Raw genomic sequence first — 20536 nt, 5'->3', positions numbered from 1 at the left:
GAAAAACTATGAGTCAAGGCCTGCCTGTTGATTTCAGCAAATTCCAACTCCCTGATATCGAGGGGAGAACCATCCGTTGGATTGTGGTTGGAATACTCATTTTCATCCTGGGATTTTCATCGTTTTTCACGGTGAACCCGGAAGAGGTAGGGGTGATCCTCCGGTTCGGGAAATACACGCGGACGGCGAATCCGGGTATGAACTTTAAATTACCTTTCGGCATCGAAGAGGTGACGAAAGTTCCTGTGGAGCGACAGTTGAAGGTGGAGTTTGGCTTTCGAACGGAGGCACAAAGAGATAGGTCTAAAATTTCTACCCGCGCTTACCAACAAGAGTCGCTGATGCTGACCGGCGATTTGAACGCCAGCGAAGTGGAATGGATTGTTCAGTATCGGATCGCCGATCCATACAAATTTTTATTCAAGGTGCGCAGTACCACCCTGACTTTCCGGGATATGAATGAAGCTTTGATGCGCGAAGTGGTCGGCGATCGTTCGGTCAACGAAGTGTTGACGGTCGGCCGGGTCGAAATCGCCGCTACCGTCAGCGCAAAATTACAGGAACTGTGTGACCAATACGAAACCGGCATCAAAGTGGATCAGGTCGTCCTGCAGGATGTCAATCCTCCCGATTCGGTCAAACCGGCTTTCAATGAGGTGAACGAGGCGCAGCAGGAGCGCGAGAAAATGATCAACCAGGCCCGGTCGGAATACAACCAAGTGATCCCCAAAGCCCGCGGAACCGCGGCGAGAACGATTGAGGAAGCGAAAGGGTATGCCATCGAGCGGGTCAACCAAGCCCGTGGGGAGGCCCACAAGTTTAGAGCGGTCTTCAAAGAATATTCCAAAGCCCCGGACGTAACCCGTCAGAGAATTTACCTGGAAACGATGAGTGAAATCCTCCCCAAAGTCGGAAGGAAATTAATCACCGACGAGAAAACCACTGGGATTTTGCCCCTGTTTCAGTTTACCAAGGAAGAGGAGAAAAAGGAGGGGAAGAAATAATGAATAGCCCAAAATACAAGATCTTCGGCGGCTTAGTCATTCTGGTCATCGTGGGCCTGATCCTCCTGTTTTCTTCTGCCTTTGTGGTGAACGAAACGGAGCAAGTCGTTATTACCCAATTCGGAAAACCGGTGGGGAAGCCCATTGTTGAAGCGGGGATTCATTTTAAACTGCCCATCATTCAAATCGCCAATTTTTTTGACAAGCGGTTTTTAGCCTGGGATGGCGATCCCAACCAGATTCCAACCAAGGATAAAAGGTTTGTCTGGGTGGACAGTTACGCCCGCTGGCGGATCCACGATCCTCTCCTGTTCTTCCAGCGGGTGCGGGACGAACGGGGGGCCAAAACCCGGCTGGATGACATCCTGGATGGGTTGACCCGCAACGCCATTGCCAACCATAATTTGGTGGAAATCATCCGTTCAACGAATCGCAAATTGGAAGCTAGTGAAGAATTGGAGGAAATTCAGGACTCTGAAATAAACCTCCGGATTGAGCTCGGTAGAGAGAAAATTACCCGGATGATTATCGAGGCCGCCGCCCCCCGTTTAACGGTACTTGGGATTGAATTACTGGACATCCGATTTAAACGGATCAACTATGTTGAAGAGGTGCAAAAGAAGATATACGAGCGGATGATCTCCGAGCGCAAACGAATCGCCGATAAATTCCGCTCGGAAGGCCAAGGGGAGGCTGCTAAAATTTTGGGAGACAAAGAACGGGATTTGAAAAAGATCCAATCGGATGCCTATCGGCTGGCGCAAGAAATCAAAGGAAAAGCGGATGCCGAGGCCACCACCATCTATGCCCAAGCCTATAATCAAAGCGCGGAATCCAGGGCCTTTTACCAATTCCTGAAAACGATGGATACCTATAAAACCACTCTGTCGGAGAAAGACTGGTTGGTTTTATCGACGAAGGGCGACTTCTTTAAATTTCTCCAAAACCCCTCGGGGCATTAATCATTTGAGGCCCGGGGGCTCATGCTCCTGGACCTCCCCTTAGGGCTTGCCTTCTTACCAAGTTCAAAGTTCTTATTTTTTCTTTTTGATCGGACTACAGGGCCTGGATGGACTGTTAACGCCAACCGGGCTGCTGCCGAATTACGACCCGGAGGCGGCGGATCGTCTGGGAAAAAGCGCTGCCTGTTCAAAGGTATTTTTTTTAATTGATGGTTGCTTGGCCAAAAAGATGAGAACTATGGCATGGTTGGTGAGAAAAGTCCATTCCGCCATTTTGAGTAAACCTCCTCAAGGGATAAAAAATTTCTTGAAAATGAAAATAAGATCATGTTAATCTATTCATCATTAAATTATCCTATATCAGAATTCTCCAAGAATGCAAGTATTTTGGGGGGGATCATGAATTTTGAAAAAGAAAGAGCAGATTTGGGCAGAAGCTTAATAAAGGGCAACCAATTTTAAAACCTACGAAAGGAGGACTCCCATGTTTTGGAAAAAAAAATCTAATGGAGAGAAGGAGTCATCCGCCAAAAGTATTCCTGAGGCTGTAGGGCGGTATTTAGTTGTAAACTTAGGAAAGAATCCAGATTGGGTTTGGAACCTTAAGGCTGTGATGAAGAATAAGGGAAACGAAAAAGATGTCTTCGAGGTAAGAGTTTTTGACCAAGCCAAGGCTAACGCATTGAAAATATCTATAAAAAATTTCACTTCGCTGGGCGAACACCCGGAATTGATTCTGTACGAGGGGTGGTTTAATAAGAAGACATTTGAAGTCAAAGTGGAGGCGAGGCAACAGTAAAGTCTCTGCTTACGGAGGAGACTACACTGGCTATACTAAATTTGCATATCCCAAGATATCTTATTCACAAGTTCAATCGGAACCTCTAACCAGGATACATTTGTAGTGGTGTGTCTACCTAAACCATGAGGATGCCCCTTGAGTGTAATTCTTTAATATCCAAGATGGACTAAGGGAAGGCCCGTTTCGGAGGATTATCAGCTTAGGCGACTTCACGAACGGACAGTTAGGGTAATCCCACCGTTAGTTCGCGATGGATGCGTCGCACAGCAATCTTCAGCGCCCGTTGGTAGCCTTTAATTTTTCGAAGCTGCGGAAGATCAATGGCGCCAACCGCTTCTGCTCTTCCGATTCAATGTCAGTTTTGGTGGGGGCCAGGCAATGGTAATAAGGTATGGGGTGCGTTTTGCTATATCAAAGGAGAGAAAATACCTTATTTCATTTGCCTAACCCCAAAGGTAGAAGGACCAATCTTCCAGACGGTGATTTCAATAGGGCGCGGTTTGTCTCAGAGACAATTCTTCTCGCCGGTCAACCTTTTCTACCACAATCCGAGAACCTTCCACCAGGTGAAGCCGGCGCCCATCCAGATGGCAATGTTGACAAAGGAGATGATCAGCCCAAATTTCCACCAGGTTTTCTGGTCCATATACCCAGCATTAAAGTAGATGGGGGCAGGCCCAGTTCCATAGTGGGTGATGCCAGCGCACAGGGCGGAGAAAAAACCGAGGACCAAGGCCGCAATACGTGCTGCTCAAAATAAATCCCAATAGGCCTTATACCAAACTAAAAAATAACGGAATTAAAAGGACCATCTCCCCTATTGCAAACATGTAAATTTATTGTATAGAAATTTCCTTTTTGGACACGGATGTACACAGATTATCAGGATAAACTAAAAAGAAAATAATTATTTGTTGTTATCTGCGCAAATCTGCGTCCTATTAAATTTAGGCATTGTATGATATATTAATGGTTAGGAAGTAGTATTTAAAGCCAAAAGGGCATTATCGGGCCTTGAAGTAGGAAATTCAAAGCATCAAAGTGGTGGTTTTGACGCCTGGGCCATGAAAGCTCTCCCGAGGAAGAGAAAAAGAAATTTCACCCGTCCGAATCCATACAGAGTAGTCACCTGATAGCTTACAAAGAATTTCTTCGGTTCCTCCCTACTTTGTTCTGCCACTTATGTTTTTCAATCCCAGATTGCGAAAGAAGATTTGTTAATCATGGCCATATCGAATAAAAAGCTTTTATTACGAAAATTATGAAAAGAAACGTGCCCAATTTAAAGTTAAGGAATATAGCCATTATCGCCCACGTCGACCACGGCAAGACCACGTTGGTGGACCATATGTTCAAACAAAGCGGCGTATTTCGCCCCGGCCAGGAGGTGATGGAGAGGGTCATGGACTCTCTGGATCTGGAGCGAGAAAGAGGGATCACCATCGCTGCCAAGAACTGTTCGGTCTACTGGCACGACGTCAAGATCAACATCCTGGACACTCCAGGCCACGCCGACTTCGGCGGGGAGGTGGAGCGGGCGCTCATGATGGTAGACGGCGTTCTCCTGCTGGTGGACGCCTCGGAAGGCCCTCTGCCCCAGACGCGGTTTGTACTCAAGAAGGCCCTGGAATCCGGCTTGAAGATCATCGTGGTAGTCAACAAGATTGACCGCAAGGACGCCCGGCCGCAGGAGGTGCTAGACGAAATCTATAACCTCTTCTTCGACCTGGACGCCACGGAAGACCAGATCGATTTTCCTATTCTCTACGCCATTGGCAGGGAGGGGGTCGCTCAGAAGACCGCGGAGGAGAAGGGGCAGGACCTTACGCCCCTCTTCCAGGCCATTCTCGATGAGATCCCGCCGCCCGCGTATGACCCGGATGAGCCGTTCCAGATGCTGGTGGCCGACCTGGACTACTCCGATTACCTCGGGCGCCTGGCCGTGGGCAAGGTCTTTCACGGCACAGCGGGGTGCAATGAGGACCTGGTCTGCCTGAACAGGGAAGGGAAGGACATCCCGCTCCGGATCTCCAAACTCCAGGTGTACGACGGGATCAACCTGCAAGAAGTGAAATCGGCCCAGCCGGGGGATATTATCATCCTGGCGGGGATCAAAGACGTGGAGATCGGCGACACCATCTGCACCCGCGAGGCACCCAAGGCCCTGCCGCGGATCTCCGTCGACGAGCCGACCATCTCAATGCTCTTCACCAGCAACACCTCTCCTTTGTCCGGGAAAGAAGGGAAATACGTGCAACCTGGCAAGATCCGCGAGCGCCTCTATCGGGAATCCCTGCGCAACGTGGCCATCCGCATGGAAGACGCTGAGGAGGCGGACAGCTTCATCGTCAAGGGGCGCGGGGAGTTTCAGATGGCCATCCTGATCGAGACCATGCGGCGGGAGGGGTTTGAGCTTACGGTCGGCCGCCCCCAGGTCATCTATAAGCAGAGAGGCGCGAAGACTCTTGAGCCTATCGAACACCTTTTCATCGACTGTGCCGAGAACTTCATCGGCGTAGTCTCCGAGAAACTCTCCCGGCGGAAGGGGCGCATGGTGAACCTGGTGAACCACGGAAGCGGCCGCGTCCGCCTGGAGTTCACCATCCCTTCGCGCTCCCTGATCGGGTACCGCAATGAATTCCTGACCGACACCAAGGGAACCGGGATTATGAACTCCTACCTGAAAGGCTATGAGGAGTACCGCGGGGACTTCCCTCTGCGCATGACCGGATCCCTGGTCTCCGACCGGGAGGGGGAGGCCGTGTCCTACGCCCTCTTCAACCTGGAGCCCCGGGGTAGCCTCTTTTTGATGCCCGGAGAGCCAGTCTACGAGGGAATGGTCATCGGGGAACACAACCGGGAGAACGACATCAATGTCAACCCGTGTAAGATGAAGAAATTGACCAACATGCGTGCCTCCAACAAGGACGACAGCATTCAACTGACTCCGGTGATCCCGTTGACCATGGAGAGGGTCATTGAGTTCATCAAGGACGACGAGATGGTGGAAGTCACCCCCCGCAGTATCCGTCTACGCAAAACTATCCTCTCCGCCGATAAGAGGCACCGACGGCGGGCGGAGAAGCTGAACGCATAGGGTAAAATCAGAAGAAGTCCGAGTAACTCCATCAGAGATCCCGCCTCTGTCCCCCAAGGAGATTAAAGAAGTTGATCGATCAGAAACCAAATCTGTGATATAAAATAGGGACGTTGTGGATTATGTTCTCCGCTCATTTGTCAAAACGTTCCGTAGCGCCAGAGATTGTCTTTTTTTGCGTAACAAATATTCGCCCAGCCGCATCATAAATTTTAACAAGGAGAGCTGGGATGTTGGAAAAATCTGCCAGGGTCAAACGACTACAAGGTTCGGAACGGGCTCAAAGAAAGATTAGTATCCCTAAAGATGCCATCCGGTTGGATTTGGGGGAACCTGATTTGCCCACGCCCCTCCATATTCAGGAAGCGGCCACCAAGGCCATGAGCGATAATTTTACCCACTATGGCAATGCTTTCGGGGACGAAGAACTCAGGGAGGCCATCTGTTTTAGCCTGCAACGCGACTACGGCGTGCAGCGCAAACCGGAGGAGGTTCTGATTACCGTGGGGGGAATGGAGGCCATCCACGTGATCTGTGCGACCTATCTCAATCCCGGCGATGAAGTTTTAATCTTGGACCCCGAGTACTCTGCCTATGCCGATTCCGTTGCGCTTTTTGGCGGGAACACTCTTTTTGTCCCCCTGATGGAGAATTTTCATCTCGATTTCCAAACCATTGAAGGGCGGATATCTAAAAAGACGAAGATGATCTTCATATCCAACCCCAGCAACCCAACCGGAAGGGTGCTGCAGGAGAAGGAGATCCGCAGTCTCGCCCGGATTGCCCAGGAACAGGGTCTTCTTTTGATTGTGGATGAAGTTTATTACAAGTACCTCTATGGTGGGATTAAACATTTTTCAATCTGCCAGGTTGAAGAAATGAAAAAACAGGCCATTCTCCTCAATAGTTTTTCGAAAACCTATGCCATGACCGGCTGGAGAGTGGGGTACCTGGTGGCGGATTCCCAGATCATAAAAGACCTGGTCACATTTCACAAGGCTTTGGTCACCTGTCCCAATACCGTGGCCCAGCGGGCCTGTATCGCCGCCATCAAGGGTTCTCAGGATTGCGTGGAGTCGATGAGGAAGGAGTATGAAAGACGCAAGCGATTGGTCGAACAAAGACTGAAAGGGATGGAGAGGCTTTCCACCTCTGCCTGTGAAGGAGCTTTTTATTTCTTTCCCCGGTTCCAGCATTCGTTCACCAGTCGGGAAATGACGGATTATTTGTTTGCCAAGGGAATATTAGTGAGGAGCGGGACTGAATTTGGAGCGAATGGTCAGAAACATTTTCGGATCTCCTTTGCCACATCGATAGAAAAACTGGAAGCCGGGATGGAAGGGTTAAAAAGGGCTCTAGATGAATTAGGGTAAACAGGGCCAGAATAAAAAGAAAATTCGAAAGTGAAGGAGAGCAATCATCGGCAGTAAAAGGGGGAGAAAAGATGCAGGTCACAGAACATATCCATGCGTTAAAAATACCTTTTCGGCTATCCCCTCGATTTGTTTACGTCTACCTTATCTATGGGGAAAAAATTTGCCTCATTGACAGCGGGATTCTCTCTTCCGAGGAGCAGATTTTCGAATATATCAAGAAAACCGGCCGTAATCCCGCCGAAATAACCCTGCTGGTGCAGACGCATTCTCATCCCGATCACATCGGGGCCAGCGCAGAAATAAAAAGGTTTTCCGGATGTCGGGTGGCCATCCATCGGGAAGAGAAGCAATGGATAGAGAATATTGATTTACAATTTCGGGAACGCCCAACAGGAACTTTCTATTCCTTTGTGAAAAGCGCGGTAGAAGTCGACATGGTCATTCGTGATGGGGATCACTTGGATCTGGGCGCCGGGCAGATGTTAAAAGTCATCCATACCCCTGGTCATTCGCGGGGGATGATTTCTCTATGGTTCCCGGAAGAGGGGGCATTATTCTCAGGAGATGCGATCCCGGTTAAGGGTGGGGTTCCCATCTATGCGGACGTTCTCGAATCCATCAAATCCATAAGAAAATTAAAGCAGATTAAAGGAGTAAAAGTTTTATTGTCTTCTTGGAATGACCCTGCCCTTGGAGACAGGGCATACGAAGGGATGGATGAAGGGTTAAGCTATTTTCAAAACCTTCATGAGATCCTCCGTAAGCGAATCGCTGCTTCTCCCTCCCTCGCCATAAAAGAATTATGCGCCCGGGTTCTGAAGGATCTCGGCCTTCCCGAAACCTTCCTGAATCCCAATGTGGTCGCCTCTATCGAAGCCCACTTAAAAGAGATGCGGCATCAGGATTTGCTGAAGGTTTCATCTTAACCAGTACTCAAAATGACCTTAAATCACTTTAGGGTTTATTACCCGCCGCTTGCGGCGGGGTAGTTTATTATCTGTGAATATCTGCGCAAATCTGCGTCCTGTTAAATTTAAAAGGAGGGGAAGGCATCATGAAGGTAATTACCATTGAAGAGCTTCCAGGGGTAGTACCGGAAGCGCACTATGATCTGCTCAGTTACCGGATTGTGGACGAAAAAATCGGGGCGAAGAGCATGGGAGCTTCCTTAGGGCGTATGGAGCCGAGCGGAAGGACCGGCCCCCACGCCCACGAGAAAGCGGAGCAGCTCTTCATAATATTGAAAGGGGAGATGCTGATGAAAACCGACCGGGGAGAAGCCCGCTTGAAACAGGGTCAGGCGGCTTTCATTTACCCGGGAGAAGTTCACGAAAATTACAATGTAGCCAATGGGACGACTGAATATCTCGTCGTCACGAGCAGGCTATCTACCTGAGAAAAGGATAAGGCCAGCCCTGACCCAGAGATAAACCGGGAAGCGAGGGAAGCCAACGGCAGAGGGCGCGGCCTTCAGCGGAAAAGCAACAGCTGTCGGAGTCTACATCAATTCGACAGAGATAAAACATCGAGCGGAGGGATCCAATGAGAACAAAAAACGGTTGGCAATTGTTGAGGATGGTTCTGATCGTCTGGGGGATGCTCATTTTCAGCTTGAACCCGGTTCAAGCCGCATCTCCTGCGGGCGTACTGAAGGAAGCCATACACTGGGGTCTTTCGGCGGATTGGCTTGACCCGGCCACCAGCAGCGGCCTTATTCCTTCCCAGATCACCCTCTATCTTTTCCATGATGCCCTGTTGAAGCCCATGCCCGAGGGCACCTATACTCCCTGTTTGGCTGAATCGTGGAATATCAGCCCGGATTCGAAGGTCTATGAATTCAAGCTCCGCCAAGGGGTGAAGTTCCACAATGGGGATCCCCTGACCGCCGAGGACGTGGTCTTCAGTTTTTGGAGGTACAAGGCTGGCCAGGCGAAAATCATCCACGGCAAAACCGATAAGGTAGAAGCCGTGAATCCCCATCTCGTCCGCTTTCATTTCAAGGAGCCTTTTCCCGACTTCTTGGAATACCTTCTTCCGGGGGCGACGACCATCGGCTGGATAGTTCCGAAAAAATATGTGGAGAAGGTTGGGGATGCCGGGTATAAAAAGCATCCCGTTGGTGCAGGTCCCTACAAGTTTGTGGAATTTGTAGCGGGCTCAAGGATGGTGGGAGAGGCTTTTGAAGGGTTCTGGCGGAAAGTACCCCCCATCAAGAGGATGGAATTTCATATCATCCCCGAGCCAGCAACCCGCTTGGCCATGGCCAGGCGCGGTGAAGCAGATATTGCCACCCTTATGCAAGGTGTTTTTTATGAAGATTTGAAAAAAGATCCGAAGCTCAGAATGATGGCACCTTTGAGCCCGACGCGGTGGCTCGTGTACATCACCTCCCAGTGGGATCCCAAGTCTCCATGGTCGGACGCGAGGGTGCGCAAGGCCGCCAGCCTGGCCATAGACCGAAAGACCCTGGCTGATGTTCACATGCCCGGTTGCGGCCCCATTGGCTCGCTGGGTTTGGAGGGTGACCCGATGGCCGTGGATTTTCCGGTGGATCCTTATGACCCGGAGGGGGCTAAGAAGCTATTGGCCCAAGCAGGTTATCCGAAGGGTTTCCATGGGGGTAAATTTTACCCTTACCAGGGGGGTTACTGGCCATATGGCGAGCAGATTGCCAACTACTGGAAAGCCATCGGCATTACTGTCGATTCCCTGCTCCTTGATCGACCCGCCTGGTTCGCCACCCGTCAGGGAGGAAAAATGAAGGGCGGCATTTTTATCGACAATTCCCAGGCCCCAACCCTCGGAGGGCGCCTCCTTTACCTTTTCGGTTCTACTTCCTATGGGAATTATCCCGACATTCAGGCGTTATGGGAGCAGTATCAGCATGAAGTTTCACCCAAGGGGCGGAAGGAAATACTCGGGCAGATCCAGAAGCTCATTTACGAAAAGACGATGTTCATTCCTCTTACGGCAACGAATTCGCCCGCTGCCTTTGGCCCGAGGGTGAAGGGGAATCCTTACAAGATTCAGCCGCTTATATGGTTTACGGCCCCCTTTGAAGACATGGAGTTGGTCCAATAGTGAATGCGGGGTGCGCCCGGAGATCCGAGCGAAAAATTCTCCCTGAGCCATTAGGGAGAAGCAGAGAGCATTCTAAAATCCCCAAGAGGAAATAACCATGGGAAGTAGAGACAAAACCTGGAAGGTTCTAAAAGGTAAAAGGCTCCTTGATGGCAAGGGAGGGGAGGTGCGCCAAGACGCCTGTGTGGTTGTTGAGGGGTCGCGCATCAAAGCGATGGGGACGATCAAGGAGATACGCATCCCCAAGGGGGCTGAGGTGATTGCCATGCCGGATTGCACCCTGATGCCCGGCCTGCTGGATATACACCTGCACACGTCGGCCTATAATATCCTTACTTTCCAAAATCCCCGGGCGGCCCATTTCGAAACCACGCCCCAGCTCCAGATGATGTATACGCTTCTGCACGCCCAGATGTGTTTCGAGCAGGGATTTACCACGTTAAGAAATCATCCTTGGGTGACAGCCTATGGCACCCATAACACGGCGGAACTGGTGGCCCTTCGCGATGCCATCAATATCGGGATCGTGGCCGGGCCCAGGCTTTTGGTCGGCGGACATGCCATCATAACCAATTCCCATCTCGATCTTCTTCACCCTGGAATCGCCTTACGGCAAGCTGGTCTGACCGCTGACGGACCCTGGGAGCTGCGCAAGCTCGTCCGTTCTCAACTAAGAATTGGCTGTGACTACATCAAGACCTGTGCCTCCGGCGGAGGGGGAACGGAAAAGGAAGAACCCGATATCAGGAACATGACCCAAGAAGAGCTGGACGCGATCGTAGACGAAGCCCATGCCTTCCACAAGCGCTGCGCTTGTCACTGTTTTACTCCCAGCGCCCAGCGCATGGCCGTAAAGGCCGGGGTAGACACCATCGAGCATTGTGTATTCACGGATGACGAGGCGATGGCCATGATGAAGGCGGAGAATAAGATCGTCGTTCCCACGTTGGCCCACCGCTCCGATCGGGCCATTGAGGCGAGGCGAAAAGCAGGCAGTTCGGAATTTGTTTTAAATAAAATGAAAAAGATTCAACCCTATACCAAGGAAACCTTCCAGAAATTCCATCAGGCGGGGATCAAAATGGCTCTGGGTACGGATACGCAAATCGACCCCGAAATGGGCACAAGTGCCTATGAGCTGGAGATCTACGTTGATTACGGGATGACTCCTATGGAAGCGATCCAAACCGCCACCCGGAATGCTGCCGAGGCCATCGGATTGGAGCGAGAAACCGGGACGCTGGAGATAGGGAAATGCGCGGATATCATCGCCGTGGAAGGGAACCCCTTACAGGATATCCGCATCCTCCAGGACAAAAGGAGGATTCAGATGGTCATGAAAGATGGAAAAGTTTTCGTGTATAGGAAATCGGGGCAGGAGAAATACGTCATTCACGATCAGGATTGGAGCTGGAAGCGCCTATAGCCCTTACTCCTCACACCTGATTTTGGCGGCAATGGCCTTCCCCATCTCCGTGGTGGATGAAGTTCCTCCCAAATCATAAGTTCTCACCTCCCCTTCGAGGAGGAGATCCGTTATCGCCCTCTCGATTCGGCGGGCCATGCCGGTTTCTCCCAGGTAATCTATCATCATCATCGCCGCCCGGATGGCGGCGATCGGGTTGACCACATTTTTGTCCGCGTATTTGGGGGCTGTTCCGTGAATCGGTTCAAAGACGGCAAAGGACTCGCCGATATTGCCGCCGTAGGTAAACCCCATACCGCCGCTGATCCCTGCGCCTACATCGCTTAAAATATCTCCGTTGGCGTTTTCCGCGAAGATGATGCTGAACCTTTCCGGTTTCATGATGATCTGCATGGCGCAGGCATCGATGGTCATATCTTCAGCCTCCACTTCGGGGTATTCCCGCGCCATTTCGTAAAATAATTGCCTCATCGGTTCATCGGTATAGGTAAGAACGTGGGCTTTATGGGTGAAGGTTACTTTTGGGCGCTTCTCCTTCCGGGCCAGCTCAAAACAAAACCTGAGGATTTGTTCCATCCCCTTCTTAGTAAATACCCGTAAATTCACGTGGTAATCCCCGTCAATGTAGCCCACCCCCCGGTATAAGCCTTCTGTGTTTTCCCTGACGATGATTAGGTCCGCCTTGGGCTGCAGGGCCCTGGATCCGGGCAGTGACTTGATCGGCCGAACGTTGGCGTATAAATTAAACCCCAGCCGAAACCCTGAAAGAACGGCCACCGTATGCGGATTCCCCGCCGCTCCAAATAAGGCCGCATCGGTCGCTTTCAGGCCCTCAAAAGTTTCGAGGGGAAATGGATGGCCGTATTTGTCCACGGCGGCTTCCCCGGCCTCCAATCTTCTGAAATCCAGGGCAAATTCTTCGGCTAAGTCATTCACCGCATCCAGAACGATCATGGCTGCTCGAACCACGTCCCTGCCGATTCCGTCGCCGGGAATGATCCCAATCCTATATCGCTTTTTCATGCTTGACACCTTCGCCTCCATCTCGGTCAGATTGGTACTTAACCTTAGAGAAAGCACCGCCTCAGGATGCCCAGCGAAGCGCCCTGGCTCCCGGACCTGGTATGGTACTCCAATTTTTGCAACTAAGCACTGGCCTCGCTGTCCCAATTAGAATTTTCTTTATCATTTCAGCAAGGGCACAACCCTTAGTTTGTTGATGGAGTTGGTGCCGTCTCCATGGAGGAAAGTCAACCCATCCCTGACCAGCTTCTCCATGGGGTGGTCCCGCATGATTCCACTTCCCCCCAAAATATCCAGTCCCAGCAGGATCACTTTTACTACACAATCGCAGGAAAAAATTTTCCCGAACCGGGTTTTTTTGACATCATAGTCCGTGTCGTTCTGGATATGGTAGGCCGTATCCCAGAGGTATCCTTCCAGGGTATCGACCATCATGGCGATCTCGGCCAGCATCATCCCGATGGCCTGGTGTTCGATGATGGGCCTGCCCCCTTGGACCCGCTGCCTGGCATGATCCAGCACGATCCGGTAAATGGCCTTGCCAATGCCCAGGTACATTGCCGGAATCTCCAGACTCCCCCGGAAGATCTGCGAAAAGGTGGCAAACCCGGCATTTTCCTCCCCGAGCCTATATTCCTTCGGCACGCGGACATGATCGAAAAAGGTCTCTCCGTTGGGGTACAGCCGGAAGCCCATTTTATTGTGGACCTGGCCGTAGGAGATGCCCGGAAGGTCGTGCGGCACAAGAAAAGTTGACGTGCCCTGGCGGACCGGCTGGTTGCGGTCCGTCCGGGCATACACCAGCAGCAACTTAGAGAAGCCCACCAGGGAGCTCATGTGTTTGGTTCCGTTTAATATGTAGGATTCGCCATCCCGAACAGCGGTCAGCGCAACCCCGGCCCCCGGAGCGTTGTAGGGAAGAATATTGTCGCTCCCGGCATTCGGTTCCGTCATCAGAATCGAGCAGGTATAATTGGGATCCTCCGCAAATTCGGTGAGGAATTTTTTTCTCTGGGCCTCGGTCCCGGCTTCGACAATCACCTGGGAAACTTTCCAGCATTGACTTATGATCTTGGCGGTTCCCGCTTCCACCTCGCACATAGTGGCGAGCAGGAGGGCTTTCGTGACCACATCGGCAGCAACCCCTCCCTATTCTTCTGGGAGAGCCAAGGTCCTTAAGCCGATCTCCGATGCTTTCCGTACCAATTCGGCGGGATAGCAATCCTTTGGATTGGGACGGGCATCAATTTCTGCCGAGACCGGACGGACTTCTTTCTCAAAAAAATCCCGGGCCAGGTCCCGTAAGGCGATTTGTTCTTCGGTGAATGGAATGGTCATTCTTTTCCCCCTGATTCTTGATGGCTTCGTAAAAAGTCCCGCTTTCGTCATTGCGGCGGTTTAGTAGGGGCACGATGCTTCGTGCCCCTACAGGTTTTGCGCGCCTTGCATCTGATGTAGGGGCATGGTGACCGTGCCCTTACTTTGCCATCGGTCTGAGGACTTTTTACGAGATCATCATTCTTAATTTTTTAAAATTTTGCTGAATTCGTCGATAAGGGCCGGCAGGACGTTGCGGTAATCCTCGATCACCCCCAGGTTAGCGATCCGCAAGATGGGGGCTTCAGGATCCCGGTTGATGGCCACGATAATTTTGGACCCTCCCATGCCGGCAATATGCTGGCTGGACCCGGAGATGCCTACTGCGAAATATACATCCGGCGCAACGATTTTCCCCGTTTGCCCCACCTGGTGCGAAGGGGGCATCCAGCCTGCATCCACCGCCGTGCGGGAGGCGCCCACGGCGCCGCCCAGAATTTTGGCCAGTTTTTTCAGCTGCCGGAATGCTTCTGAACTCCCCATACCCCGACCTCCGGAAATAACAACCTTGGCATCCTCCAGGTTGACTTCCTCTCCTTCCTCCTCGATGCGATCTGTGACTGTCGCTTCCCGGGGGATCGACTCAATTTGCGGCGCAACGATTACCCGCTCGGGGATCCGCCTGGTGTCCGCAGGAAATGGTTCCTGGGTCCGCGGTCGAACGGTGGCCAAGGCAACAGGAGTGGTCACCCGCAGGTGGGCCAGTGCTTTCCCCCCGTAAACTGGTTTGATAAAGATGCACCTTCCGTCTCTAATCGCAAAATCTACGCAGTCAGTAACCAGGCCTGCTCCCAGGCGGTAGGCCAGGCGAGGGGCGAGATCCATCCCGATGGCATCGGCCGGGAAAAGGATAGTATGCGGTTGGGCCACCTCCCCAATATCCTGAAAAACTTTAAGATAAACCTTGGCTTGAAATTCCGTCAAGAACTCACTCTCGCTGAGGTAGACTACATCGGCACCCGACGCGGCCAATTCTGGCGTGAGAGAAGAAACATCCGCCCCCACCAGGGCAGCGGCCACTTGATCACCGGTTTGGTCGGCGATTCTCCTCGCCATGCCCAAAACTTCTCTGCTGGACATCGAGGGGGATCCGTTTTTAATGGTGACCGATGTTAAGATTCCTGGCAATGTCTCTCTGCCCCTTTCACTTTAACACTTTCATGGCCGCTAAAACTTGGGCCAGCCGGGTTCCTTTGACCGGTCCATCTTCCCCATCGATTATTTGAATCTGCCTTTCATAGTTGGGAACCGTTAAATTTTCTACCACTACCAACCGGGCCAAGTTTTCAGCAATTCCAAGATCCTGGGCTGACCAAACCGGGATTTTTCTCCGACTGGCCAGCACAATACCCTTGGTTGTAGCGTAGCGGGGCTGGTTCGCACTGGAGCTGGTAATCGTGGCCAGAGCCGGCATGTCCGTGGCCACAATTTCTACGCCTTTCTCTACTTCTCGTTGCAAGCGCAGCCTGTCATTTTCTACGTCTACTTGAGAAACCACCGAAATGCAGGTCAAGGACAGTTCCTCCGCGATCAGGGATCCTATTTGCCCCATGTCCCAATCGCCTGCTTGGCGGCCGCAAAGCACCAAATCAATCTGCCCCACCTTTTGGATTCCTCTGGCGATCACTTTTGCTGTTGCCGCTGAGTCTAGCCCTTCAAAAAAAGCATCCTTCAGCCAGATGGCCTCGTCGCAACCCATAGCCAAGGCATGGCGCAAGGCTTTACCGCAGGGTTCCCCACCCAGGGTCAGGGCGGTGACCGTACAGTATTTTTGGCGATCCTTCAGTTGCAGAGCTATTTCGATGGCATTGGCGTCGAATGGATTGATCACCAAGGCCGCATCCCCTGGGATCACCTTTTTCGCGGCCTGGTCCACCTGAAAATTGCGGGGAGGTATCTCCGGATCAAGAATTTGTTTGATACATACAACGATGTGCAATTTTCCCCTCGGCCTTCGTAATTAACCTTCTCCTTTTTCCAAAACAAGCGTATTCCGGAGCGAGTCCCCAATCCTGTTTGTTCTGACCCAGATGACCGGTCGATCATATCATAAGTTTCCAACTGGGGTCAGCATTTTTTCAACGGGCACCTCCCCGTCGGGTCTTGATAATCTTTCTGAAATCATGAGGGAAAATAAAAGGTGAATGGAGGCAAGATGTAACATTATATTGCCTGAACAGGGGGGATTTGTTAGGATAGGTTTCATTCCCGTGGGTTTCTAAGCCACCATAGAGCCAAACCCATTTATTCCCTCCAGGAGGTCGGTAATGAAGATCTTCAGGACCAAAGAGTATTGCCAGATGGCCAATCCAACTCCGGGCGAAAAATACCGGGGGGAAATACTAACCGAAGAAAATAATGCTAAGGATCTCGGTGGAATTTTTGTCGTCCTTGTTCCGGGCAGCGGGCCGCCTTACCATTACCACGAAAAACGTGAATCCATTATTGTGGCCATCAGCGGAGAGGCAACGGAGATCTTGGAAGGCAAAGAGATTCCCATTAAAGCCGGCGACGTGATTTTCATTCCCCGGAGAGAAAAACACACGACCGTGAACACTTCGCATCAGGAGTTTCGTTACCTGGAGTTCTTTACCTGTCCGCCCGTGGGGACCGATTTTGTGGAAGTAAAAAAATGATAGGATGTATGCGATGAATGATCGTTTCTCCGTGGGGTTTATTGGGTTTGGGGAAGCAGGCTTTGAGATCGCCAAGGGGCTTCATGCCACCGGAGTAACCCGCATGTGCCTCTACGATCTCCGCACGCAAGACCCCGACCGGGCAGCCCTGGTGATAAAACGCGCCCAGGAGGCAGGAGTAAAGATTCTCGGCTCAGCTAAGGAAGTGGGTAAACAATCCGATATAATCTTTTCGGTTGTCACCCCGGAAGCATCCGTCACCGTGGCCAAAGAAGTGGCTACTCATCTTCAAGCGGGGCAGATTTATGTAGACCTAACATCTTCCTTTCCCGACGACATGAAAATGATCGCTGCCCTGGTAGAACCCAGCGGAGCGAAGTTCGTGGATGGAGCCATGATGGGGTCCCTGCCGATTTATGGACACAAAGTATTGATCTATGTGGCCGGACTCTATGCGGGAGAAGCGGCGCGGATTTTGAATGAGCACGGCATGAATCTCAAGGTCGTCGGGGAGGAACCCGGTCAGGCTTCCGCCATCAAGCTCATCCTGAGCATCGCCACCAAGGGCTTCGAAGCTCTCCTGGTGGAGATGCTCTTGGCCTCTCATCACTACCAGGTAGAGGAACCCGTACTTTTGGCTCTTAATCAATTCTTCGTCAAAGGCCTTGATCCAGTTGTCGATCGATTTGTAGGAAGTGACGCGGTTCATGCCGGAAGAAGGGTAATGGAAATGGAATCCTCGGTCAGGCTTCTGGAGAAAATTGGTACGGATCCCATTATGACCAAGGCCACGGTTCAAAGGCTCCGGTGGTCGGCCTCCCTAAATTTAAACGAATACTTCGGCGGCATATCCCCAGTTGGATATAAGGAAGTCATCCAAGCATGGGAGAACATCGGCCTTTTCCCTAAAGTAAAGAGATGAAATTCGACCTCCTGATTCAGGGTGGAAAACTGGTGATCCCCAAGCAAGGGATTGTAATCGAACCCCTCTCTCTCCCCTCAAGGATTCCCACCTAAATTGAATACAATCGAGCTGCCTCCAGAAAAGAGGATCCTTACTTCATTCTGCGAATACGGACCTCAATCCCTTTGGTATCTTTTAACAAAGCCACCAGTTTGGAAGTATCGGTTTCTCCATAATGATAGGGATAAAGAATCTTCGGTTGGAAAGCCTGGGCAGCATCGGCAACCATCTCGGGAGTCATCGTAAAGGGCAGGTTCATAGGCAGGAAAGCGATGTCAATATCCTTCAATTTTTTCATCTCCGGAATATTCTCCGTATCCCCCGCCACATAAACGTTCCTGTCGCCGAAGGTGATGATGTAGCCATTCCCATGGCCTTGAGGATGAAACGGTTGGCCATTGTCTCGTTTATGAATAAGGTTGTATGCCGGAACGGCCTTCACCTCTAAACCCTCAATGGTTTTAACATCTCCATTATTCATCACGGTGGCGCCCGTAACCTGTGGGGTGCAGATCTTGGGGCAAACCACCACAGTTTTTTCGGTGCGCAGAATTCCCAGGGCTTTTAAATCAAGATGGTCGCTGTGTTCGTGAGTAATCAGGATGAAGTCGGCTTGCGGAAGTTTGGTGTAATCGGCCAGTTGGGTCAACGGGTCAATGTGGATAACCTTCCCGCCAAATTTGAACATCATCGTGCCATGGCCGATAAAAGTGATCTCCAGATTGCCGGCAGAAGTTTTGACGATATCCGTTTCAAACTTTTCCTGAGCAGCTGCTTCCATGACGAACCCTCCCATTAAGAGATTTACCAACAAAAATAGCCTAACCATAATTCCCCTTCCTCCCTCATCATAAATTGGTCAAAATGGAGATTCCATATAACATGGAACTCATTGCCAAGGCAAATTATTATAGCGCGGGTTTATAATTTTTCATATGCTTTGTTAATCTTAATTTCTTGGCCATCCCTGCCCGAACGTCCCCTAACCTTCTTTTCACCAGCTTTTTCTTCTTTCCTTCAACCATTTTTGCGCATTTTGATTTCCTTTCCGGGCCGCAACCTCCATGTCGAGAAGTGCCTTTCCTTCCTCACCTAACTGGAAATAACAAATTCCCCGGTTGTAGTACACTGCCGGATAATTGGGGTCTATAGCAACAGCCCTGCTGAAGTCTCCTCCAGCTCTATCCCACTGGCTTTTCATGCTCAAGGCGAACCCGCGGTCGTAGTAGGACCAGGCATAATTGGGGTCTAAGGCCAAAGTCTGGGTGAAATGGTTCACCGCTTCATCATATAAGCCCTTCCGGCTCAATAGAAGCCCTTGGTTGTAGTAGGCCCAGGCAAGATCAGGATTGATGGACAAAGCTATGCCGTAATCTTTTAGGGCCTCTTCATATTTACCGAGGGCTCGCCGAGCTGCCGCTCGATGGTAATAGGCCCAGACATGATGGGGGTCCCGGGAGAGCGTTTGGCCTAAGTCCGAAATCGCCTGGCCATATTTGCCCCTCACGCGGTAAGCAATTCCCCGATTATAATAGACCCACGCCTCGGAAGGGTTAGCTGAAATTGCCTGAGTGTATTTTTCGATTTCTTCATCCCCCGGTTTTCCTTTTCTAATCCATTCCGGGAGAAGGTTCGATTCATCCAGTTGGGGGTTTAGGCCTAAGGCCTTGCTATAGTCTTCTGTTTCCCGATCATAATGGCCTTTCCGGCCGTACGTGAGACCGCGCAGGTAATAGGCGTAAGCATGATTCGGGTCGGCTACAAAGGCCAGACTGTATTCTTCAATGGCCCTATCATACTGGCCCTTCTGGCTCCGCACGAGGCCCCGATAATAATAGGCCTCGGCATTTCTCGGGACAGCGGTAATGATCTCGTCCAAAACAATCAGGGCTTGATCATATTCGCCCCGCAGAATATGGCTTTGACTCTTCTGCCAGAGACCCTTAACCCGCATCTCATTTTCTGAGACCTTTGCACAACGTCCTATTTGTCATTGCGAGGAGGCCTGAGGCCGACGAAGCAATCTCATAACACATTGATTACTAAAGAGATTGCCACGGCGCACATGCGCCTCGCAATGACCGAAAGTGGGTTTTTCAAAGGTCTCTTTCTGCCATTCCCCTCGGACCCTGTCCCTGAGCGGACCAGCCCATAGAGGGAAGAAGGCTGAAAAAAAAGAGGACCACGAAAATGGGTCTCATCGAATCCTCACCTGACTCACGAATTGTTTTCCCTCATCTAAGGAAAACGTCCTGGAAAAAATCTAAGCCCCAAGGATCATTGTATCAAAGAAAAATTTCTGGGAAAAGGGTGGGTTGATTAGAATCCTGAAAAATAGCCGGGAGGTCTATAAGAATCCTCCTGTGCCCCGCTATTTTAAATTTAGATCACCTCCAAGGCGCAAGAGGGATCTGCTTGCCCAAACAGGCGGTGGCCGCTTCCAAATCCAACGGGGCTTCTACCGTTTGCGGATTGGCCATTCCTTTTGATCCCCGCTTTAAGAAAATTGGGCGACGGGCAGAGCGTACTTAGAAATTTCCATGGGCTTTTGCTAATCTTACGCTTTTATGCAATCTTAGCACGAATATCCCTTTAACCCCAATCAGAGACGTTGATGAGATTCTCGAACTGCTCCGGCGCGCAGGGGGTAGAGGGGGACATCCTATATTCCTCCTGTCAAGAGAAAAATTAAGTTTTTAAAAAATCAGGAGTTACAATGCAAGCCGCATTTGGGCCACACGTATCCATGAAGCTTTTTAAAAAGCTTTTTTCATTCGACGAATCTCTC

Annotated in this window: 19 protein-coding genes and 1 pseudogene; 11 read left to right on the top strand and 9 right to left on the bottom strand. The window is 51.0% G+C overall.

The window, feature by feature from the left end; all coding sequences use genetic code 11:
• Positions 1 to 8: 8 nt before the first annotated feature.
• On the top strand, positions 9 to 1004 hold the full coding sequence (hflK, locus tag Q7V48_09770; protein ID MDO9211018.1) for an FtsH protease activity modulator HflK: 996 nt from the start codon (positions 9 to 11) through the stop codon (positions 1002 to 1004).
• The gene (gene hflC / locus Q7V48_09765; protein MDO9211017.1) at positions 1004 to 1966 is read left to right on the top strand and encodes a protease modulator HflC; all 963 of its coding nucleotides are present in this window, start codon (positions 1004 to 1006) and stop codon (positions 1964 to 1966) included. Before hflK ends, hflC begins: the two co-directional genes overlap by 1 nt.
• A 141-nt stretch (positions 1967 to 2107) precedes the next feature.
• Here hflC and Q7V48_09760 read toward each other — a convergent pair whose 3' ends face one another.
• A complete protein-coding gene (locus Q7V48_09760) occupies positions 2108 to 2239 on the bottom strand; it encodes a hypothetical protein (protein ID MDO9211016.1) in 132 nt (43 codons plus the stop codon).
• A gap of 211 nt (positions 2240 to 2450) precedes the next feature.
• Here Q7V48_09760 and Q7V48_09755 point away from each other — a divergent pair, with 211 nt between their 5' ends.
• Entirely contained in the window at positions 2451 to 2765 is a 315-nt protein-coding gene (locus Q7V48_09755) for a hypothetical protein (GenBank protein MDO9211015.1), read from the top strand.
• 541 nt (positions 2766 to 3306) lie between these two features.
• Here the strand turns inward: Q7V48_09755 and Q7V48_09750 are convergent.
• A pseudogene (locus Q7V48_09750) lies at positions 3307 to 3510 on the bottom strand (anion permease).
• 519 nt (positions 3511 to 4029) lie between these two features.
• Between Q7V48_09750 and typA the strand changes: the two are divergent.
• From typA to Q7V48_09720, 6 genes are all read left to right on the top strand, one after another.
• The gene (typA, locus tag Q7V48_09745) at positions 4030 to 5865 is read left to right on the top strand and encodes a translational GTPase TypA (protein MDO9211014.1); all 1836 of its coding nucleotides are present in this window, start codon (positions 4030 to 4032) and stop codon (positions 5863 to 5865) included.
• Between the two features lie 230 nt (positions 5866 to 6095).
• Positions 6096 to 7238 carry a pyridoxal phosphate-dependent aminotransferase gene (locus Q7V48_09740; GenBank protein MDO9211013.1) on the top strand — a complete coding sequence of 381 codons (1143 nt, stop codon included), beginning with the start codon at positions 6096 to 6098 and terminating at the stop codon, positions 7236 to 7238.
• 71 nt (positions 7239 to 7309) lie between these two features.
• Entirely contained in the window at positions 7310 to 8167 is an 858-nt protein-coding gene (locus Q7V48_09735; protein ID MDO9211012.1) for an MBL fold metallo-hydrolase, read from the top strand.
• A 128-nt stretch (positions 8168 to 8295) separates the two neighbouring features.
• Positions 8296 to 8637, top strand: coding sequence for a cupin domain-containing protein (locus tag Q7V48_09730; GenBank protein ID MDO9211011.1), 342 nt, complete (start codon positions 8296 to 8298; stop codon positions 8635 to 8637).
• A gap of 146 nt (positions 8638 to 8783) precedes the next feature.
• The gene (locus tag Q7V48_09725; GenBank protein ID MDO9211010.1) at positions 8784 to 10322 is read left to right on the top strand and encodes an ABC transporter substrate-binding protein; all 1539 of its coding nucleotides are present in this window, start codon (positions 8784 to 8786) and stop codon (positions 10320 to 10322) included.
• 97 nt (positions 10323 to 10419) lie between these two features.
• Positions 10420 to 11748 (top strand): amidohydrolase family protein, encoded by a 1329-nt coding sequence (locus tag Q7V48_09720; protein ID MDO9211009.1) that lies wholly within the window; start codon positions 10420 to 10422, stop codon positions 11746 to 11748.
• 3 nt (positions 11749 to 11751) lie between these two features.
• On the opposite strand, the gene Q7V48_09715 is transcribed toward Q7V48_09720, so the two are convergent.
• The 5 genes from Q7V48_09715 to Q7V48_09695 all read right to left on the bottom strand — a co-directional run bounded on the left by Q7V48_09715 (position 11752) and on the right by Q7V48_09695 (position 16087).
• A complete protein-coding gene (locus tag Q7V48_09715; protein MDO9211008.1) occupies positions 11752 to 12771 on the bottom strand; it encodes an isocitrate/isopropylmalate family dehydrogenase in 1020 nt (339 codons plus the stop codon).
• 162 nt (positions 12772 to 12933) lie between these two features.
• On the bottom strand, positions 12934 to 13902 hold the full coding sequence (locus tag Q7V48_09710; protein MDO9211007.1) for an acyl-CoA dehydrogenase: 969 nt from the start codon (positions 13900 to 13902) through the stop codon (positions 12934 to 12936).
• Positions 13903 to 13920: 18 nt separating this feature from the next.
• Positions 13921 to 14109, bottom strand: coding sequence for an acyl-CoA dehydrogenase family protein (locus tag Q7V48_09705; GenBank protein ID MDO9211006.1), 189 nt, complete (start codon positions 14107 to 14109; stop codon positions 13921 to 13923).
• A 183-nt stretch (positions 14110 to 14292) separates the two neighbouring features.
• Positions 14293 to 15276, bottom strand: coding sequence for an electron transfer flavoprotein subunit alpha/FixB family protein (locus tag Q7V48_09700; protein ID MDO9211005.1), 984 nt, complete (start codon positions 15274 to 15276; stop codon positions 14293 to 14295).
• A 16-nt stretch (positions 15277 to 15292) separates the two neighbouring features.
• The gene (locus Q7V48_09695; protein MDO9211004.1) at positions 15293 to 16087 is read right to left on the bottom strand and encodes an electron transfer flavoprotein subunit beta/FixA family protein; all 795 of its coding nucleotides are present in this window, start codon (positions 16085 to 16087) and stop codon (positions 15293 to 15295) included.
• 328 nt (positions 16088 to 16415) lie between these two features.
• Here Q7V48_09695 and Q7V48_09690 point away from each other — a divergent pair, with 328 nt between their 5' ends.
• Both Q7V48_09690 and Q7V48_09685 read left to right on the top strand, forming a co-directional pair.
• Positions 16416 to 16784: a cupin domain-containing protein gene (locus Q7V48_09690; GenBank protein MDO9211003.1), complete on the top strand. Its 369-nt coding sequence runs from the start codon at positions 16416 to 16418 to the stop codon at positions 16782 to 16784.
• 13 nt (positions 16785 to 16797) lie between these two features.
• A complete protein-coding gene (locus tag Q7V48_09685) occupies positions 16798 to 17706 on the top strand; it encodes an NAD(P)-binding domain-containing protein (GenBank protein MDO9211002.1) in 909 nt (302 codons plus the stop codon).
• A 133-nt stretch (positions 17707 to 17839) separates the two neighbouring features.
• Here Q7V48_09685 and Q7V48_09680 read toward each other — a convergent pair whose 3' ends face one another.
• Positions 17840 to 18529 carry an MBL fold metallo-hydrolase gene (locus Q7V48_09680; GenBank protein ID MDO9211001.1) on the bottom strand — a complete coding sequence of 230 codons (690 nt, stop codon included), beginning with the start codon at positions 18527 to 18529 and terminating at the stop codon, positions 17840 to 17842.
• A gap of 213 nt (positions 18530 to 18742) precedes the next feature.
• Positions 18743 to 19702, bottom strand: a complete 960-nt coding sequence (locus tag Q7V48_09675) for a tetratricopeptide repeat protein (GenBank protein ID MDO9211000.1) — start codon at positions 19700 to 19702, stop codon at positions 18743 to 18745.
• Positions 19703 to 20536 lie beyond the last annotated feature (834 nt).

The sequence above is a fragment of the Deltaproteobacteria bacterium genome (assembly GCA_030654105.1).
In the GTDB taxonomy this organism is placed as follows: Bacteria; Desulfobacterota; SM23-61; order SM23-61; family SM23-61; genus JAHJQK01.
The sequence above is the reverse complement of the archived record's forward strand: the minus strand, read 5'-3'. Positions and strand labels throughout refer to the sequence as shown.